Below are 17,027 nucleotides of genomic sequence, written 5' to 3'. Positions count from 1 at the left end.
AATTTTATGAAAACAGCATATATAGTAAAAGCATATAGAACTGCAGTTGCAAAGGCTCCAAAAGGTGTTTTTCGCTTTAAACGTGCAGACGAGTTGGGTGCAGAAACAATCCAACACATGATGAAAGAATTACCAAATTTAGACGTAAAACGTATAGATGATGTAATTGTTGGTAACGCAATGCCAGAAGGTTCGCAAGGATTAAATATGGCTCGTTTTATCTCTTTAATAGGATTGAATTCTGTTGATGTACCAGGAGTTACAGTAAACCGTTTTTGTTCTTCTGGATTAGAAACAATTGCAATGGCTGCTGCAAAAATACAAGCTGGTATGGCAGATTGTATTATAGCTGGTGGAGCAGAAAGTATGAGTTCTGTACCAATGACTGGTTTTAAACCAGAATTAAATTACGACACCATTAAAGATGGTCATGCAGATTATTATTGGGGAATGGGAAACACTGCAGAAGCAGTTGCAAATCAATTTAAAGTTTCGAGAGAAGATCAAGATGAATTTGCATACAATTCTCACATGAAAGCATTAAGAGCACAAGCAGAAAATCGTTTTCAAGACCAAATTGTTCCAATAGAAGTTGAAGAAACTTATTTAGATGCAAATGGTAAAAAAGCAACTAGAAAATATACTGTAAATAAAGATGAAGGACCAAGAAAAGGAACCTCTACCGCAGTATTAAATAAATTAAGACCTGTTTTTGCCGCTGGCGGAAGTGTTACTGCTGGTAATTCATCTCAAATGAGTGACGGTGCTGCATTTGCTATGGTAATGAGCGAAGAAATGGTTAAAGAATTAAACTTAGAGCCAATTGCAAGAGTGGTAAATTATGCTGCTGCTGGTGTAGAACCTAGAATAATGGGAATTGGTCCTGTAGCGGCAATACCAAAGGTATTAAAACAAGCAGGTTTACAGCAAAATGATATCGAGTTAATCGAGTTAAATGAAGCTTTTGCTTCACAATCTTTAGCAGTAATGCGAGAGCTAAACTTAAACCCAGATATTGTTAATGTAAATGGTGGTGCAATCGCTTTAGGGCATCCTTTAGGTTGTACAGGCGCAAAATTATCGGTACAATTATTCGATGAAATGCGTAAAAGAGATATGAAAAACAAATACGGAATGGTTACCATGTGTGTTGGAACAGGGCAAGGTGCTGCTGGTGTATTCGAATTCCTTAGTTAATAACAAATTAAACAAACAAGAAAATGTCAGAATTATTAAGAGGCGGACAGTTTTTAGTAAAAGAAACTAACTGCGAAAACGTATTTACTCCAGAAGACTTTACAGAGGAGCAACAAATGATGAAAGAAGCTGTGATGGAATTTAATGATAGAGAAATCATTCCTCATAAAGCTCGTTTCGAAGCTAAAGATTATGCATTAACAGAAGAAGTTATGCGTAAAGCTGGTGAATTAGGATTTTTAGGTGTTGCAGTGCCAGAAGAATTTGGTGGTTTAGGTATGGGATTTGTATCTACAATGTTAACTTGTGATTATATTTCATCTGGAACAGGATCTTTTAGTACAGCTTTTGGTGCACACACAGGTATTGGTACAATGCCAATTACTTTATATGGTACACAAGAACAGAAAGAAAAATATGTACCTAAATTAGCTACCGGAGAATGGTTTGGTGCTTATTGTTTAACAGAACCGGGTGCTGGTTCTGATGCAAACTCAGGAAAAACTACAGCAGAACTTTCGGAAGATGGAAAATCTTACAAAATTAACGGACAAAAAATGTGGATTTCGAACGCAGGTTTTTGTAGTTTAATGATTGTTTTTGCTCGTATAGAAAATGATAAAAATATTACTGGTTTTATAGTAGAATATGATCCAGAAAATGCAAACGGAATTACTTTAGGTGAAGAAGAACACAAATTAGGTATTCGTGCAAGTTCAACTCGTCAAGTATTTTTTAACGATACAATAGTACCAGTAGAAAATATGTTAGCAGGTCGTGGTGAAGGTTTTAAAATTGCCATGAATGCTTTAAATGTTGGTCGTATTAAATTGGCTGCAGCATGTTTAGATTCTCAAAGAAGAGTTATTACGTATGCAACACAATACGCAACAGAACGTAAGCAGTTTAAAACTCCTATTGCAGATTTTGGTGCAATTAAGGTAAAATTGGCAGAAATGTCTACAAATGCTTACGTTGGTGAATCTGCTTCTTATAGAGCAGCTAAAGACATCGAAGATAGAATCGCATTAAGAGTTGCTGCTGGTAATACTCACCAAGAAGCAGAACTTAAAGGTGTAGAAGAATATGCAATAGAATGTTCAATCTTAAAAGTTGCTGTATCAGAAGATGTACAAAGTTGTGCAGATGAAGGTATTCAAATTTTTGGTGGAATGGGATTCTCTGAAGAAACTCCTATGGAATCTGCTTGGAGAGATGCTAGAATTGCTAGAATTTACGAAGGTACAAACGAAATTAACAGAATGCTTTCTGTTGGAATGCTTATCAAAAAAGCAATGAAAGGTCATGTAGATTTATTAGGACCTGCAACAGAAGTAGCTAATAGTTTAATGGGAATTCCTTCTTTTGAAACTCCAGATTATTCTGAGTTATTTTCAGAAGAAAAACACATGATTGCCAAATTAAAGAAAACATTTTTAATGGTTGCTGGTGCAGCACTTCAAAAATATGGGCAAGAAATTGAGTCTCATCAACAGTTATTAATTGCTGCTTCAGACATATTAATTGAAATTTATATGGCAGAATCTGCAATTTTAAGAACAGAGAAAAACGCGAAACGTTTTGGCGAAGATTCTCAATCTGTTCAAATTGCGATGTCTAAATTATATTTATATCACGCAGTAGACATTATCGAAGAAAAAGGTAAAGAAAGTATTATTTCTTTTGCTGAAGGTGATGAGCAGCGTATGATGTTAATGGGATTAAAGCGTTTTACTAAATATACAAACTATCCAGATATTGTAGATTTACGTAACGAAATCGCAGAAAAAGTGAAAGCAGAAAATAAATACTGCTTCTAAAATATTTATAAAATTTTCTTAAACTTATCCAAGGTTTTTGAATTTAGTTGTTTGTTTGAGAGACCATCTGTTAAAGGATGGTCTTTTTTTATACAAGTAATAATTGTAACTTAGTTGATAAATTATTACCGATGAAACTTGTCATGAAAATCTCTGTCTCTTTAATAACTAGCATACTTTTTATTTTTTGTACTTCAGATAAGAATAAAGTTCAAGCCCAAAATCAAAAATTAAATTTTAACGATTATTGGTATCAAGGCAAAGCAGAAATAACATCATATACATTAAAGCAATCTCGTTACGGCGAAATATACGAAGGTACTGCGGTAAATATTTATGTAACAGAAGACTTTTTACCAGAAAAACAAGTAAAAGCAGATGCTAAGAGTAAATCTACAATACCTGTATTAAAATTAAATAGCATAAAAAAATTTGTTACTGGCATATACCCTTATTCTTTAATGACAAGTACCTTCTCTCCTATCAATAGCAATAAAGAGACAATAAAAATTTCTTTTTCATCACAAGAATGGTGCGGAAACACATTTATGCAATTAAATAATCGAGAAAAATTTGAAATTGATTTTCATTCATATTTTGAAAATAATTCTGATAGACAATTAGGATTAAAAAAAGATATTTTAGAAAATGAATTATGGAATCGATTAAGGTTAAACCCTAAAAACATTGCAATTGGTCGCATGAAAATTATTCCGTCTTTCGAATATCTGGCTTTAAATCATAAACGAATTATGGCCTATGATGCAGAAACTGCTTTAAAAGAAATTAAAGGATTTCTATATTTTTCTATTTTTTATCCAACATTAAAAAGAAAACTAGCCATTAAATTGACAAAAGATTTTCCTTATACTATAGAATCTTGGGAAGAAGTTTCAACAATAAATAACACAAAATACACAACAACAGCAACAAAGATTAAAACAATTCTTTCACCTTATTGGCGTAAAAACAAAAAAGGAAACATAGAAGAAAGAAAAGCTTTAGGTTTGTAATTCTATCAATTAAACTTATAAAATAATGAAAATAAACAACCTTCTTCTAATTGCCTTATCAGTAATAACTCTAAGTTGTGATCAATCTGAAAAAGAAAAATCAATAAACAAAAAACTATTGATTGATGGAATAAAGTATTTATCTAGTGATGATTTAGAAGGTAGAGGTTTTTCTAAACCCGGAAATTATAAAGCGCAAGAGTACATCGCAACTAAATTTAAAGAAATTGGTTTAGAAACTGAAGAATCGTCTAATTACATTCATAAATTTCCTTACACTTTTTCTGGCAAAAGAAGACAAAGAATGTTTCCAGTTGAAAATGCAGATTCAGATGCATCTAAAATAAAAGATACAACTGTATTTGGCGGGAATGTAATAGGTAAAATTACTGGAAGCATCGATAAAACCATTGTTATAACCGGTCATTTAGATCATTTAGGCATTAAAAATGGTAAAATTTATAATGGTGCAGATGATGATGCTTCTGGTACTGCAGCTTTATTTGCAATTGCAGATTATTTTAAAAAAAACAAACCAAAACATACATTAGTTTTTGCAGCAGTAGATGCTGAAGAAATTGGTTCTTTAGGTGCAGATTATTGGCTTAAAAATTACAAACAGAAGAATAAAATTGTACTAAATATTAATATGGATATGATTGCCCATAATGATTCTTTACAACTTTATGCTGCCGGTTTACACCATTATCCTAAACTTAGAACCAGTTTAGAAAATATAAAATCACCAATTAATTTACTTTTTGGTCATGACAATCCTGATGATAAAGAATTAGATAATTGGACCTATTCTTCGGATCACAGAGTTTTTCATAAAGAAAAAATTCCGTTTATTTATTTTGGTGTAGAAGACCATAAAGATTACCATAAAGCTACAGATACATTCGAAAACATTAATACAGAATTTTACGTGGAAGCAGTTAAACTAATTGTAAAATCTATCGAAAATTTTGACACCAATTTAACCTATGAATAATTTCATAAAAAAGGGATTTATACTTGCTGGATGTACAAATATTGTCGCAGTTTTAATTTTATCTAGACTTTTTACAAATGAAACAATAAACAAATACGACACTACAGTAATGTCTAATTTTGGTTTATTAATGATTATAGTTTGGGGGTTTGCTTATCTATCAGTTTCTAAAAACTATTACAAAGTAAAATGGTTAATTGCCGTTTTTGCAATTGAAAAACTAATTTACAGCATCATCTGGATTCAATGGAGATTATCTAATAATGTAACTCCTATCTTTGAAGAAGATAAAATGGCAGGCATTTTTTATGCTATTTATGGCATAAACGATATCTTATTTTTCGTCTTTTTTTCTTACGTATTTGCAAAATTATTAAAATAAAGTAATTTTAAAATAGCTAATCTCTTTTTTATCAATACTTTTGCACGCAATTTGAAAACAAAGTAATGAAACGTATTAAAGAATATAAAAAACTTTTTAAAGTTGAAGGTCCTATAGATTTAAAAGAATTAAAAAAATCTTATAGAGGATTGGTTAAAGAGTGGCATCCAGATAAATTTCAAGATGAAGCAGATAAAGAAGAGGCAGAAATTAAGAGTACCCAAATTATCGATGGATATCACTTCTTGGTAAGTATTGCTCCAGAAACTAAAGCTGCTAACTTAGATGCTTATAAAAAAACAATTACAGAATTTCAAGTAGCAGATTGGCATCATAAAAGTATGTTATTAGAAGTTACTTTTACAGATGGTAATAAGTACGAATATTTTGGTGTTAGTAAAGTTCTATTTGGAAAATTTATAAATGCAAAATCTATGAATAATTTTGGTAGAAGAAATATCTTTAACAAATTTACTTACAGAAAATCTATGAAAGCTTCTGCGACAGTTTAAATAAGATTTTATTTCACATATAAAAAAAGAGATTACTTTAACAGTAATCTCTTTTTTATTGCATTAAAAATAAATTTATCATTCTAAAGCACTTAAATAACGCTCTGCATCTAAGGCTGCCATACAACCAGAACCTGCTGCAGTAACAGCTTGTCTATATTCTTTATCTTGAATATCTCCGGCTGCAAAAACTCCTGGTAAATTTGTTTTTGAAGATTTTCCTTTGGTAATTAAATAACCTGTTTCATCCATATCTAAAACACCTTTAAATAAATCTGAATTTGGCTTGTGTCCAATTGCAATAAAAACACCAGTTACAGAAATATCATGAGTTTCTTTAGTTTGATTGTTTATTGCCCTAACACCTTCAACAACATTATCTCCTAAAACCTCATCGATTTCAGTATTAAATAAAACCTCGATATTTGCAGTTTTATTTACTCTATGTTGCATTGCTTTTGATGCTCTCATGTAATCTTTACGCACTAACAAAGTTACTTTGTTACATATATTGGCTAAATAAGTAGCTTCTTCTGCTGCTGTATCTCCTGCCCCAACAACAACAACATCTTGTCCTTTATAAAAGAATCCGTCGCAAGTAGCACATGCAGAAACACCTCCACCAATCAAACGTTGTTCACTTTCTAAACCTAAATATTTTGCTGTTGCTCCTGTAGAGATAATTATTGTCTCTGCTTCAATTTCTTTGGTTTCATCAACAATAACTTTGTGAATACCACCAACTTTGTCACTCAAATCTACTTTAGTTACAAGACCGAAACGAACCTCTGTACCAAATCGTTCAGATTGTTTTTTCAAATCCTCCATCATTGCAGTACCATCTGTACCATCTGCATAGCCCGGAAAATTATCAACCTCTGTTGTTGTTGTTAACTGTCCGCCCATTTGCATTCCTGTATACATTACAGGTTTCATATCTGCTCTTGCTGCATAAATTGCTGCAGTATAACCCGCAGGACCAGAACCTATAATTAAACATTTTATTTTTTCTACTGTATCTGACATAATAAATTTGTATCGAATTTTGTTATGTAAAAATATACCTTTTTACAAGTTATAAGAACGAATGTTTATAAATTTTAATAATGAAAATATAATTAATTTTAATTCTTTAAAAATCATCAATATTTTAATAAAAAAGGTTTTAGTTTCTAAATATTATTCTATATTTGCAATCCTTAAATGAGAAATCATTTTCGGGGTGTAGCGTAGCCCGGTCATCGCGCCTCGTTTGGGACGAGGAGGTCGCAGGTTCGAATCCTGCCACCCCGACAAAAAGCTTAAAAATCAGAAGATTTTTAAGCTTTTTTATTTTTCTAACATTTCTTTGGTAACTACTGTTCTAAAACCAATGTGATCTGAGCTAGAACTTGGTTCCATTCCCATTCTTGCTGATATTCTAAAACTTGCGCAGTATGATTCGTGACATAAAAATGATCCACCTTTCATAACATATTCTAATTGATAAGGATTTGACGGTGAATATGATTTTTCAGCTCCTTTTGGATTGTTTAAAACTTCACCTTTGTTTAAAGATTTATAGTAACTTACATTAAACAAGTCTGAAGTCATTTCCCAAACATTACCTGCCATATCATACAAACCAATATCATTAGCAGGATAAGAACTTACAGGAGAAATGTATTCAAAACCGTCTACCGAGTTATTTTCTGTAGGAAAAGTTCCTTGCCAAGTATTAGCGTTGTTGTTTAAAGCCTCCTTATTATTACCCCAAACAAAAATATTGTCATTATTTAAACCTTGCGCAGCAGCTTCCCATTCTGCTTCTGTTGGCAATCTTCTGTTTGCCCATTTACAATATGCTAATGCATCACTATAACTCACATGCACAACAGGATAATTGTCTTTACCTTCTATAGAGCTTCCTGGTCCTTCTGGATGTTTCCAATTTGCACCAATTTTCCAACTCCACCATTGCTGATAATTATTCATAGAAACAATTTTACCTGCGTTTTTATTAAAAATTAAACTTCCTGGTTGTAAAATAGAATCGGCAGGCTTTGGAGTGTTTGGTGGTAAATCCTTTTTAATTTCATCCCAATCAATAGGCTTTTCTGCAGTGGTAATATAGTTCGTAGCTTCTACAAATTTTCTAAACTGAAGGTTTGTGACTTCATTTTTATCAATATAAAATCCGTCTACATATACTTCGTGGGCCGGTTTTTCTCTCATCATTGCAAATTGGTCACCTTCTTTAGCGCCCATCAAAAATGTTTTTGAGTCGACCCAAACCATTCCCTTTGGCATAACAGACTTCCTTTTTTTTACGGATAATGAATTATCGATAGAGGTTTTATTTTGCTCTTTCTTTTGGTTACAACCAGTAAAAAAAAGAAAACTAAACACTGCTAAAGAAACAGTTAAGTATTTATTGATAATCATTTAATAATATAATTTTATAGTTTATGGTTAAATAATTTCGTATCTTTTAGTTTAGAAATATCTATTGTAAATATATGTTTTTAAAGGAAAAACACTACAAACTAATTCTTAAAAATTATAAACCTAGGTATTACTCTATTTTCAAAACTATAAAAAATAGTATTAACAAAATATTATTGTTTAACTAAATTGAAATATCGTTAAACATTCGTATCTTTACATAAAATTTAATCAATTATGGCTCGTAAGAAAAACATCACAAAAGACAATTTAATTTCTTGGTACATGGAGTTTGTACTAGAAAATAACCATGACCCTAAAACTGTTTTTAGTTTTGCTAAAGAAAACAACTTCGAAGAAGCAGATTTTTATAAATTCTACGGTTCTTTTGAAGCTATTAAAGAATCTATTTTTAGCGAATTTTTTAACCACACCATAAAAATTTTAGCAAAAAGTGAAGACTACCCTACTTACGACGCTAGAAATAAATTGTTAAGTTTTTATTTTACCTTTTTTGAAATCTTAACCGCAAATAGAAGCTACGTTGTTTATGCATTAAAAGAAAACAACGACTTAAAAAGTTTAAAATACCTAAAGCAGTTACGTGAAGATTATAAAATTTTTGTTAGCAATATTGGTATCGAAAAAATTGATCTAAAGCAAGAAAAGCTAGAAAAAATACAAAGTAAAACTATACAAGAATCTTCTTGGTTGCAGTTAATTGTAACCATGAAATTTTGGTTAGACGACACCTCTCCTTCTTTTGAAAAGACGGATATATTTATTGAAAAATCTATTAATGCCAGATTTGATTTAATTGATGTAAAACCACTAAAAAGCATTATCGATTTTGGGAAATTTATACTTAAAGAAAAAATTAACTTTAATTAATACCTATGAAAACAATAGACTCTATACCTACTTCAAAAATTCAAAGAGCTTCTAAATTAGTTACTACAGGTGCTAAAATCGGAGTTAATTATTTAAAGTATTATGGTGATAAAATCACAAAATCAGAAGGAGAAGCAAAAGCAAAGTTAAACGAAAACAATGCAGAAGATATTTATGATGGCTTAAAACAATTAAAAGGAAGTGCACTAAAAGTAGCGCAAATGTTAAGCATGGAAAAAAGTATTTTGCCACAAGCTTATGTAGAAAAATTTTCTTTATCACAATTTTCTGTTCCACCACTTTCACCAGCACTAGTTACAAAGACTTTTAAACGTTATTTTGGTAAAAATCCGAATGAAATTTATGACAAATTTGATGCTGTGTCTATAAACGCAGCTAGTATTGGGCAAGTGCACAAAGCAGAAAAAAATGGTAAAAAATTAGCTGTAAAAATTCAATATCCGGGTGTTGCAGATAGTATTGCTTCAGATTTATCTCTGGTAAAACCAATCGCCATCAAAATGTTTAATATTAGAGGTAAAGATTCTGATAAATATTTTAAAGAAGTAGAAAACAAATTGGTAGAAGAAACCAATTACGTTTTAGAAGTAGCACAAAGTAAAGAAATTGTTGCCGCTTGTAAACACATACCAAATCTTAACTTTCCAGAATATTATGCAGATTTATCTTCGGATAGAATTATTACAATGGATTGGATGAATGGTGTGCATTTATCAGAATTTTCTACAAACGATGCAGAAACAGCAACAAAAATTGGACAAGCACTTTGGGACTTTTATATGTTTCAAATTCATAAATTAAAAAAAGTACATGCAGATCCACATCCAGGAAACTTTTTAATCTCTCCGGAAAATGAACTAATTGTAATTGATTTTGGTTGTATGAAAACAATACCAAATGATTTTTATGTTCCTTATTTTGAATTGGCAAAAAAAGAAAATATTTCGAATCCTCTTTATTTTGAAGAAAAATTATTTGAATTAGAAATATTAAGAAAAGACGATTCTATAGAAGAACTAGATTTCTTTAGAGCGATGTTTCATGAAATGTTAAGTTTATTTACACAACCTTTTCATGAAGAAAACTTTGACTTCTCTGATGAAAATTTCTTTGGAAAGATATCTGATCTAGGACAAAAATACGCAAAAAGCACTGAGTTAAAGAACATGAATGGTAACAGAGGCTCTAAACACTTTATATACATCAACAGAACATTTTTTGGTTTGTACAATTTAATGCATGATTTAAAAGCGACCAATATCAAAATAAATAATTTTAAAAATTTATAATGGCATTTTTCAATTTTGAAGACATACAATCCCTAGAAAAAATTTATAAAATTAATTTAATAAATAGTTGTTCTGGTTTTAAGTCTGCCAACTTATTAGGTTCAATTTCTAAGGAAGGTGTTAGTAATGTAGCTGTTTTTAGTTCTGTAACACATTTAGGTTCTAATCCGCCAACATTAGGTTTTATTTTAAGACCTACAACAGTGCCTAGAAATACGTACAAAAACATAAAAGATAACGGATATTTCACAATAAATCATATTTATGAAGACATTATAGAGGATGCGCATCATACCTCTGCCAAGTATCCAGAAAATGTATCAGAATTTGATAAAACAGATTTGGAAGAAGAATTCAAAGGAAATCATAGCGCTCCTTTTGTAAAAAACTCTCCTGTACAAATGTGTATGAAATTTGTTGAAGAAGTATATGTTTCTTCTAACGACGTTATGCTTATTGTAGCACAAATTGAAGAGCTTTATGTAAAAGACACTCTTTTACAAGAAGACGGTTTGGTAAATTTATCTCTAGGTAACGTTGCTACTATTAATGGTTTAGACAGTTATGCCATACCAAAATTTAAAAAACAATTAAGTTACCAAAGACCAAAAAAATAAAGGCGTATGAAAATTCTTGTTACAGGTGCAACGGGTTATATTGGTAAAAGATTAATACCGTTATTAATTAACGACGGTCACACCATAGTTTGCCCTGTACGAGATAAAAAAAGAGCTCAAAATTATTACAAAAATCAAAAAAATATTGAATTAATTGAAGCCGATTTTTTAAACGGACATACGTTAGAGGCAATTCCTAAAGATATAGATATTGCCTACTATTTAATTCATTCTATGTCTAATTCAGCTAAAGAATTTCATACTTTAGAAGAAAAATGCGCATTCAACTTTAAACGCTTTGCAGAAAAATCTAAATTACAACAAGTAATTTATTTAAGCGGAATTACAAACGACACAAACCTTTCGAAGCACTTATTATCTAGAAAAAATGTAGAAAACGCATTGGCTTCAGATACGTATGCGTTAACAACTTTTAAAGCAGGTATTATTGTAGGTTCTGGTAGTTCTTCTTTTGAAATTATTAGAGATATTGTAGAAAAATTACCTGCTATGATTGCGCCTAAATGGCTAAATACAAAGACACAACCTTTAGCTATTAGAGATGTTTTATCTTTTTTACACAAAGCTTTAAATAAGAAAGAATTATTTAACACATCGCACGATATTTTTGGCCCAGAAGTTTTAACGTACAAAGAAATGTTATTGCAATTTGCAGAAGTAAGAAAGTTAAAAAGGTACATTTTAACTGTACCTGTTATGACGCCAAAACTGTCTTCTTATTGGTTGTATTTTGTCACCTCAACGTCTTATAAATTGGCTAGTTCTCTTGTAAACTCGATGGGTGTAGAAGTTATTGGTAAAAAAAGTAACATCAACAATCTGTTAAATGTTAAACCAATGTCTTATAAAGAAGCTGTAAAGTTGGCTTTTAAAAAGATAGAACAAAATAGTATTATTTCTAGTTGGAAAGATTCTTACGTAAGTAGCGGTAAATTAAAAAATTTTGTACATGAATTTATAAATGTTCCAGAATATGGATGTTTTAAAGATTTTAAAAAGAGAAAAGTTAAAAATAAGAAAAGAGCGCTTGACAGAATCTGGGCTATAGGTGGAGAAACTGGTTGGTATTATGGCACATTTCTATGGAAAATTAGAGGTTTTATAGATCAACTTTTTGGAGGCGCGGGCTTAAGACGAGGCAGAAGGCATCCTACAGAATTAAATGCTGGTGATGCATTAGACTTTTGGCGTGTTATTTACGCGGATAAAGAAAAAGGAAAACTTCTGTTGTATGCAGAAATGATTTTACCCGGTGAAGCTTGGTTAGAATTTAAAATTGAAGATGGGCACATTTACCAAACCGCAACATTTAGACCGCATGGTTTAGCTGGTAGATTGTATTGGTATTCTGTAATGCCTTTTCACTGGTTTGTTTTTAATGGAATGATACAAAATATTAATAAATAATTTTGAAAAAACAACACCTTCCAGAGAAGATTTGCATCGTTTGCAACAGACCATTCAGCTGGCGTAAAAAATGGGAAAAAAACTGGGAAAATGTAAAATATTGTAGTAAAAAATGCAGCAAAAAAAAGAAAATACTGGTTTAGTTTGGTTTCGTAATAATTTACGAGTTAACGACAATGTCTCTTTAAAAAAAGCAATAGAAAACCATAAAAGAGTTATTGCAGTATTTTACTTTAATCCGAAGCATTTTAAAAAAGACATTTTTGGTTTTAAAAAAACAGAAAAATTTAGAGCCCAATTTTTGATAGAAACTGTAGAAAATCTTCAAAAAAACCTTCAAAAATTAAATATTACTCTAATTACTTTTTACGATGCCCCAGAAAACCATTTAAACAAAATTTGTAAAGAGTTTAATATTGATACCATATATTCTCAAAAAGAATGGACAAAAGAAGAAGTTGAAACTAACAAATTGATACAACAAAGTTTCTCTAACAAGATCCACTTTATAGAAGATTACGATCAATTTCTTTACAATCCAGAAACCGTTTCTAATGATTTTAATAATATTCCGAATGTTTTTACCGCTTTTAGAAAAAAGTTAGAAAAATCGGTTAAAGTTCAATCAGAAACTACTCCTACCCCATTACCAAAAGAAAATTTAGTAGAAAATCAAACTAGTATTCCTCACTTAAAAGATTTAGGTTTTCATAATTTTGAAATCCACCCGAAATCAGCATTTAAGTTTTCTGGCGGTGAAGATACTGCCTTAAATAGATTGAATAATTACTTTTTTGAAACCAAAAAAGTGAATTTTTATAAAAAAACTAGAAATGGATTAGTTGGCACAGATTATAGCACTAAATTTTCTCCATGGCTCGCAAACGGTAGCTTATCAGCAAAAACAATTTATTGGAAAATTAAAGAATTCGAAGCTGAATTTGGGGCAAATCAATCTACATATTGGGTTGTTTTCGAATTAATTTGGCGCGATTATTTTAAATATATCTCTTTAAAATACGATAATAGAATTTTTAAAATAGGTGGAATTTTAGAAAAAAACTACACTTGGAATTCAAATGAAAATCTAATTGAAAATTGGATAAACGGTACTTCAAAAGACGATTTTGTAAATGCTAATATGATCGAACTCAAAGAAACTGGTTGGATGAGTAACAGAGGTAGACAAAATGTTGCTTCTTATTTAGCTAAAGAACTTCTAATAGATTGGCGAATTGGCGCTGCTTATTTTGAATCTTTATTAATTGATTATGACGTTCATAGCAATTATGGAAATTGGATGTATGTTGCTGGCGTTGGTAACGACCCTCGAGACAGAAAGTTTAATACGCAACTTCAAGCAGAACGCTATGATGCAAATTACAAGTTTAGAAAAATTTGGTTAGAAAAAACATTATTTTAAAATGAAGAAATTAAGACTAATTCTTGGAGATCAACTAAACAGTAAACATTCTTGGTTTGATAAATCTTGTAAAGATACCATCTATTGCATGTTCGAAATGAGACAAGAAACAGATTATGTTACTCATCACATTCAGAAAGTTGTAGGCTTTTTCGCTGCAATGAGAAATTTTGCAGAAGAATTAGAAACTGCAGATCACCGAGTAATTTATTACAAAATAAATGATGAAAAAAACGCTCAAAATTTAACTGAGAATTTAAAAACGTTAATCGAAGAATATACTATTGAAAAATTCGAATATTTAGCGCCAGATGAATTCAGATTAGACAGACAATTATCTGAGTTCTCATCATCTTTAAATATACCGAATCAAGTTTTTTCTACAGAACACTTTTATACTGAAAGAGATGATTTAAAAACATTTTTTAAAGGTAAAAAACAGTTTTTAATGGAAAGTTTTTATCGTTACATGCGAAAAAAACATCAAATATTAATTGTTAATGAACAACCAGAGGGCGGAAAATGGAATTTCGACGCAAGCAATCGTAAAAAATGGAAAGGTGATGTTTTAATTCCTACAGAAATAAATTTCGATAACAACTTAGAAAATATTTTATCAGAAATTAAAAAAGCAGGAATTGAAACTATTGGTAAAATAAATGCAAAATATTTTGAGTATCCAATTTCTAGAAAACAAGCATTAGAACAATTAGAGTATTTCTGTGAAAATTTATTGGTGCACTTTGGCGATTATCAAGATGCAATGCACACAGATAAAATTTATTTATTTCATAGCCGAATTTCTTTTGCCATGAATACAAAAATGATATCGCCAAAAGAAATAATTAATTCGGTTTTAGAAACCTATAGAAAGAATGTCGACCAAATAGATATTTCTCAAGTAGAAGGTTTTGTTAGACAAATTTTAGGTTGGCGAGAATATATGAGAGGCATGTATTGGATGTTAATGCCAAACTATAAAAATGAAAACTTTTTAAACAATAATAATAAGCTACCAAAGTTTTTTTGGACAGGAAAAACAAAAATGAATTGCTTAAAAAACGCAATTCAAAATTCGTTAAATAACGGCTACGCGCACCACATACAACGTTTAATGATTACAGGAAATTTTGCTTTATTAACGCAAATTAATCCAGATGAAATTGATGCTTGGTATTTAGGCATTTATGTAGATGCTGTCGAGTGGGTTCAGCTACCAAACACTCGAGGCATGAGTCAGTTTGCAGATGGCGGTAAAATTGCAACCAAACCTTATGTTTCTAGCGGGAGTTACATTAGTAAAATGAGTAATTATTGCGAGTCTTGTACATACAAAAAAACAAAAAAGCTAGAAGACGATGCTTGCCCTTTTAACTCTTTATACTGGAATTTCTTAGACGAAAAACAAACCGAACTTTCTTCTAATTTTAGAATGAAAATGATGTATAGTTTACTAAACAAAATGTCTACAGAAGAAAGATTAAAAATTAAAGAAAAAGCAAATCATATAATAGAAAACATAGATGCATATTAATAGAGAAGAAATTAATGTTGTTTGGTTTAAAAGAGATTTACGCTTAGAAGATAACGAAGCTATTTACAACGCTTTCAATTCTAATAAACGTACGCTGTTTTTATATGTTTTAGAACCATCTTTAATAAGCGACGAGCATTACGATAATCGTCACTGGAATTTTATAAAACAATCTATCGAAGATTTAAACGAACGTTTAAAAAAATATAATTCTAAAATTTTAACTGTAGAAACCGAAGTTGTAACCGCTTTTAATCAACTTGCTACAACCTATAAAATTAATACGGTTTTTTCACATCAAGAAACAGGTTTACTACTAACCTTTAATAGAGACAAAGAATTTAAAAGATACTGCAGAAACAATACAATTGAATGGATAGAAAACAATAACAACGGCGTTTTAAGAGGCTTACTAAACAGAGAAGATTGGTTTGAAAAATGGGACAACTACATGTACGCTTCTCAAATAAAAAATAATATTTCTGCTGATAAATTAATCAATATTGATGAAATTGAAGCAATCGAAAAATTATTTAGAACGGTAAATCTAGAAACAAATAAAAAAACTCCGTTTCAAAAAGGAGGTTCCAAACTTGCTTGGAGATATGCCGATTCATTTTTTAAAACTAGACATGAGAAATACATGTCTAATATTTCTAAACCCTTATTGGCCAGAGAAAGCTGCAGCAGGCTATCTCCTTATATTGCATGGGGAAACGTATCTATAAGACAAATATTTCAGGAAGCCGTAAACAATACCACAGATAGTAACAAAAAACACATTAGCGCATTTATTTCTAGATTAAGATGGCAAGCACATTTTATTCAAAAGTTTGAAATGGAACACAGCATGGAAAACGAAAGTATAAATAAAGGATATCTAAAACTAAAAAAAAGTATTTCAAAAAAATACCAAGAAGCCTGGAAAAATGGAACTACAGGTTTCCCGATTATAGATGCCTGTATGCGATGTTTAAAAGAAACTGGTTACATAAATTTTAGAATGAGAGCGATGTTAGTTTCGTTTTTTACACATATTTTATGGCAACCTTGGCAACATGCATCGCAACATTTATCTCAACTTTTTTTAGATTTTGAACCAGGTATTCACTTTCCGCAATTACAAATGAGTGCAGGCGAAACTGGTATTAATTTATTAAGAATCTACAATCCTATAAAAAATAGTTTAAAGCATGATGAAGATGCTACTTTTATAAAAAAATGGGTTCCAGAATTAAAAGAACTTCCTACACCTTTTATTCACGAACCGTATTTAATGACACCTTTAGATCAACAGTTTAATAATTTTGAGCTAGGTAATCATTACCCTAAACCAATTGTCGACATAAAAACAGCTAGAAAAAATGCAAGTGATATTTTATGGAAACTTAAAAAAGACAAAACTGTTCAAGAAGAAAGTTATAGAATATTAAAAAAACACACCGTTTCTAATAAAAAAAGCCTGTTTACTAAAGGTTAAAC

At 30.6% G+C, this 17,027-nt stretch carries 16 protein-coding genes and 1 tRNA gene; 15 read left to right on the top strand and 2 right to left on the bottom strand.

Annotated features, from left to right (window positions below):
• Positions 1–6 precede the first annotated feature (6 nt).
• From B5464_RS10410 to B5464_RS10385, 6 genes are all read left to right on the top strand, one after another.
• Positions 7–1,197, top strand: a complete 1,191-nt coding sequence (locus B5464_RS10410; protein ID WP_079738307.1) for an acetyl-CoA C-acyltransferase — start codon at positions 7–9, stop codon at positions 1,195–1,197.
• 23 nt (positions 1,198–1,220) lie between these two features.
• Positions 1,221–3,017, top strand: a complete 1,797-nt coding sequence (locus B5464_RS10405) for an acyl-CoA dehydrogenase family protein (RefSeq protein WP_079738306.1) — start codon at positions 1,221–1,223, stop codon at positions 3,015–3,017.
• Positions 3,018–3,160: 143 nt separating this feature from the next.
• The gene (locus B5464_RS10400) at positions 3,161–4,030 is read left to right on the top strand and encodes a septum formation inhibitor Maf (RefSeq protein WP_079738305.1); all 870 of its coding nucleotides are present in this window, start codon (positions 3,161–3,163) and stop codon (positions 4,028–4,030) included.
• A 25-nt stretch (positions 4,031–4,055) separates the two neighbouring features.
• Complete coding sequence (locus tag B5464_RS10395; protein ID WP_079738304.1) at positions 4,056–5,024, top strand: M20/M25/M40 family metallo-hydrolase; 969 nt, start codon at positions 4,056–4,058, stop codon at positions 5,022–5,024.
• Positions 5,017–5,406, top strand: coding sequence for a hypothetical protein (locus tag B5464_RS10390; protein WP_079738303.1), 390 nt, complete (start codon positions 5,017–5,019; stop codon positions 5,404–5,406). Before B5464_RS10395 ends, B5464_RS10390 begins: the two co-directional genes overlap by 8 nt.
• Positions 5,407–5,471: 65 nt before the next feature.
• Positions 5,472–5,918 (top strand): KTSC domain-containing protein, encoded by a 447-nt coding sequence (locus tag B5464_RS10385; protein ID WP_077808657.1) that lies wholly within the window; start codon positions 5,472–5,474, stop codon positions 5,916–5,918.
• A 78-nt stretch (positions 5,919–5,996) separates the two neighbouring features.
• On the opposite strand, the gene trxB is transcribed toward B5464_RS10385, so the two are convergent.
• Entirely contained in the window at positions 5,997–6,944 is a 948-nt protein-coding gene (trxB, locus tag B5464_RS10380; protein ID WP_079738302.1) for a thioredoxin-disulfide reductase, read from the bottom strand.
• A gap of 192 nt (positions 6,945–7,136) precedes the next feature.
• On the opposite strand from trxB, the gene B5464_RS10375 reads away from it, so the two are divergent.
• Positions 7,137–7,211, top strand: a tRNA-Pro gene (locus tag B5464_RS10375).
• Between the two features lie 36 nt (positions 7,212–7,247).
• Here B5464_RS10375 and B5464_RS10370 read toward each other — a convergent pair.
• Entirely contained in the window at positions 7,248–8,342 is a 1,095-nt protein-coding gene (locus tag B5464_RS10370; RefSeq protein ID WP_079738301.1) for a formylglycine-generating enzyme family protein, read from the bottom strand.
• Positions 8,343–8,579: 237 nt separating this feature from the next.
• Between B5464_RS10370 and B5464_RS10365 the strand changes: the two genes are divergently transcribed.
• Genes B5464_RS10365 through B5464_RS10330 form a run of 8 tightly spaced genes read left to right on the top strand, consistent with a single transcriptional unit; the run spans position 8,580 to position 17,025 of the window.
• The gene (locus B5464_RS10365) at positions 8,580–9,233 is read left to right on the top strand and encodes a TetR family transcriptional regulator C-terminal domain-containing protein (RefSeq protein WP_079738300.1); all 654 of its coding nucleotides are present in this window, start codon (positions 8,580–8,582) and stop codon (positions 9,231–9,233) included.
• A 5-nt stretch (positions 9,234–9,238) separates the two neighbouring features.
• The gene (locus B5464_RS10360) at positions 9,239–10,543 is read left to right on the top strand and encodes an AarF/ABC1/UbiB kinase family protein (protein WP_079738299.1); all 1,305 of its coding nucleotides are present in this window, start codon (positions 9,239–9,241) and stop codon (positions 10,541–10,543) included.
• Positions 10,543–11,160: a flavin reductase family protein gene (locus B5464_RS10355; RefSeq protein ID WP_079738298.1), complete on the top strand. Its 618-nt coding sequence runs from the start codon at positions 10,543–10,545 to the stop codon at positions 11,158–11,160. Before B5464_RS10360 ends, B5464_RS10355 begins: the two co-directional genes overlap by 1 nt.
• Before the next feature lie 6 nt (positions 11,161–11,166).
• Entirely contained in the window at positions 11,167–12,588 is a 1,422-nt protein-coding gene (locus tag B5464_RS10350; RefSeq protein ID WP_079738297.1) for an SDR family oxidoreductase, read from the top strand.
• Between the two features lie 2 nt (positions 12,589–12,590).
• The gene (locus B5464_RS10345; RefSeq protein ID WP_079738296.1) at positions 12,591–12,731 is read left to right on the top strand and encodes a DUF2256 domain-containing protein; all 141 of its coding nucleotides are present in this window, start codon (positions 12,591–12,593) and stop codon (positions 12,729–12,731) included.
• Positions 12,701–14,011 (top strand): DASH family cryptochrome, encoded by a 1,311-nt coding sequence (locus B5464_RS10340; RefSeq protein ID WP_079738295.1) that lies wholly within the window; start codon positions 12,701–12,703, stop codon positions 14,009–14,011. The genes B5464_RS10345 and B5464_RS10340 overlap by 31 nt, the downstream gene beginning before the upstream one ends.
• A gap of 1 nt (position 14,012) precedes the next feature.
• Positions 14,013–15,545: a cryptochrome/photolyase family protein gene (locus tag B5464_RS10335; RefSeq protein WP_079738294.1), complete on the top strand. Its 1,533-nt coding sequence runs from the start codon at positions 14,013–14,015 to the stop codon at positions 15,543–15,545.
• Positions 15,535–17,025, top strand: coding sequence for a cryptochrome/deoxyribodipyrimidine photo-lyase family protein (locus tag B5464_RS10330; RefSeq protein ID WP_079738293.1), 1,491 nt, complete (start codon positions 15,535–15,537; stop codon positions 17,023–17,025). The genes B5464_RS10335 and B5464_RS10330 overlap by 11 nt, the downstream gene beginning before the upstream one ends.
• Positions 17,026–17,027 lie beyond the last annotated feature (2 nt).

Source organism: Polaribacter sp. KT 15, from assembly GCF_900143115.1.
GTDB lineage: Bacteria > Bacteroidota > Bacteroidia > Flavobacteriales > Flavobacteriaceae > Polaribacter > Polaribacter marinaquae.
Note: the sequence above shows the minus strand (reverse complement) of the source record. Positions and strands in the feature narration are given on the sequence as shown.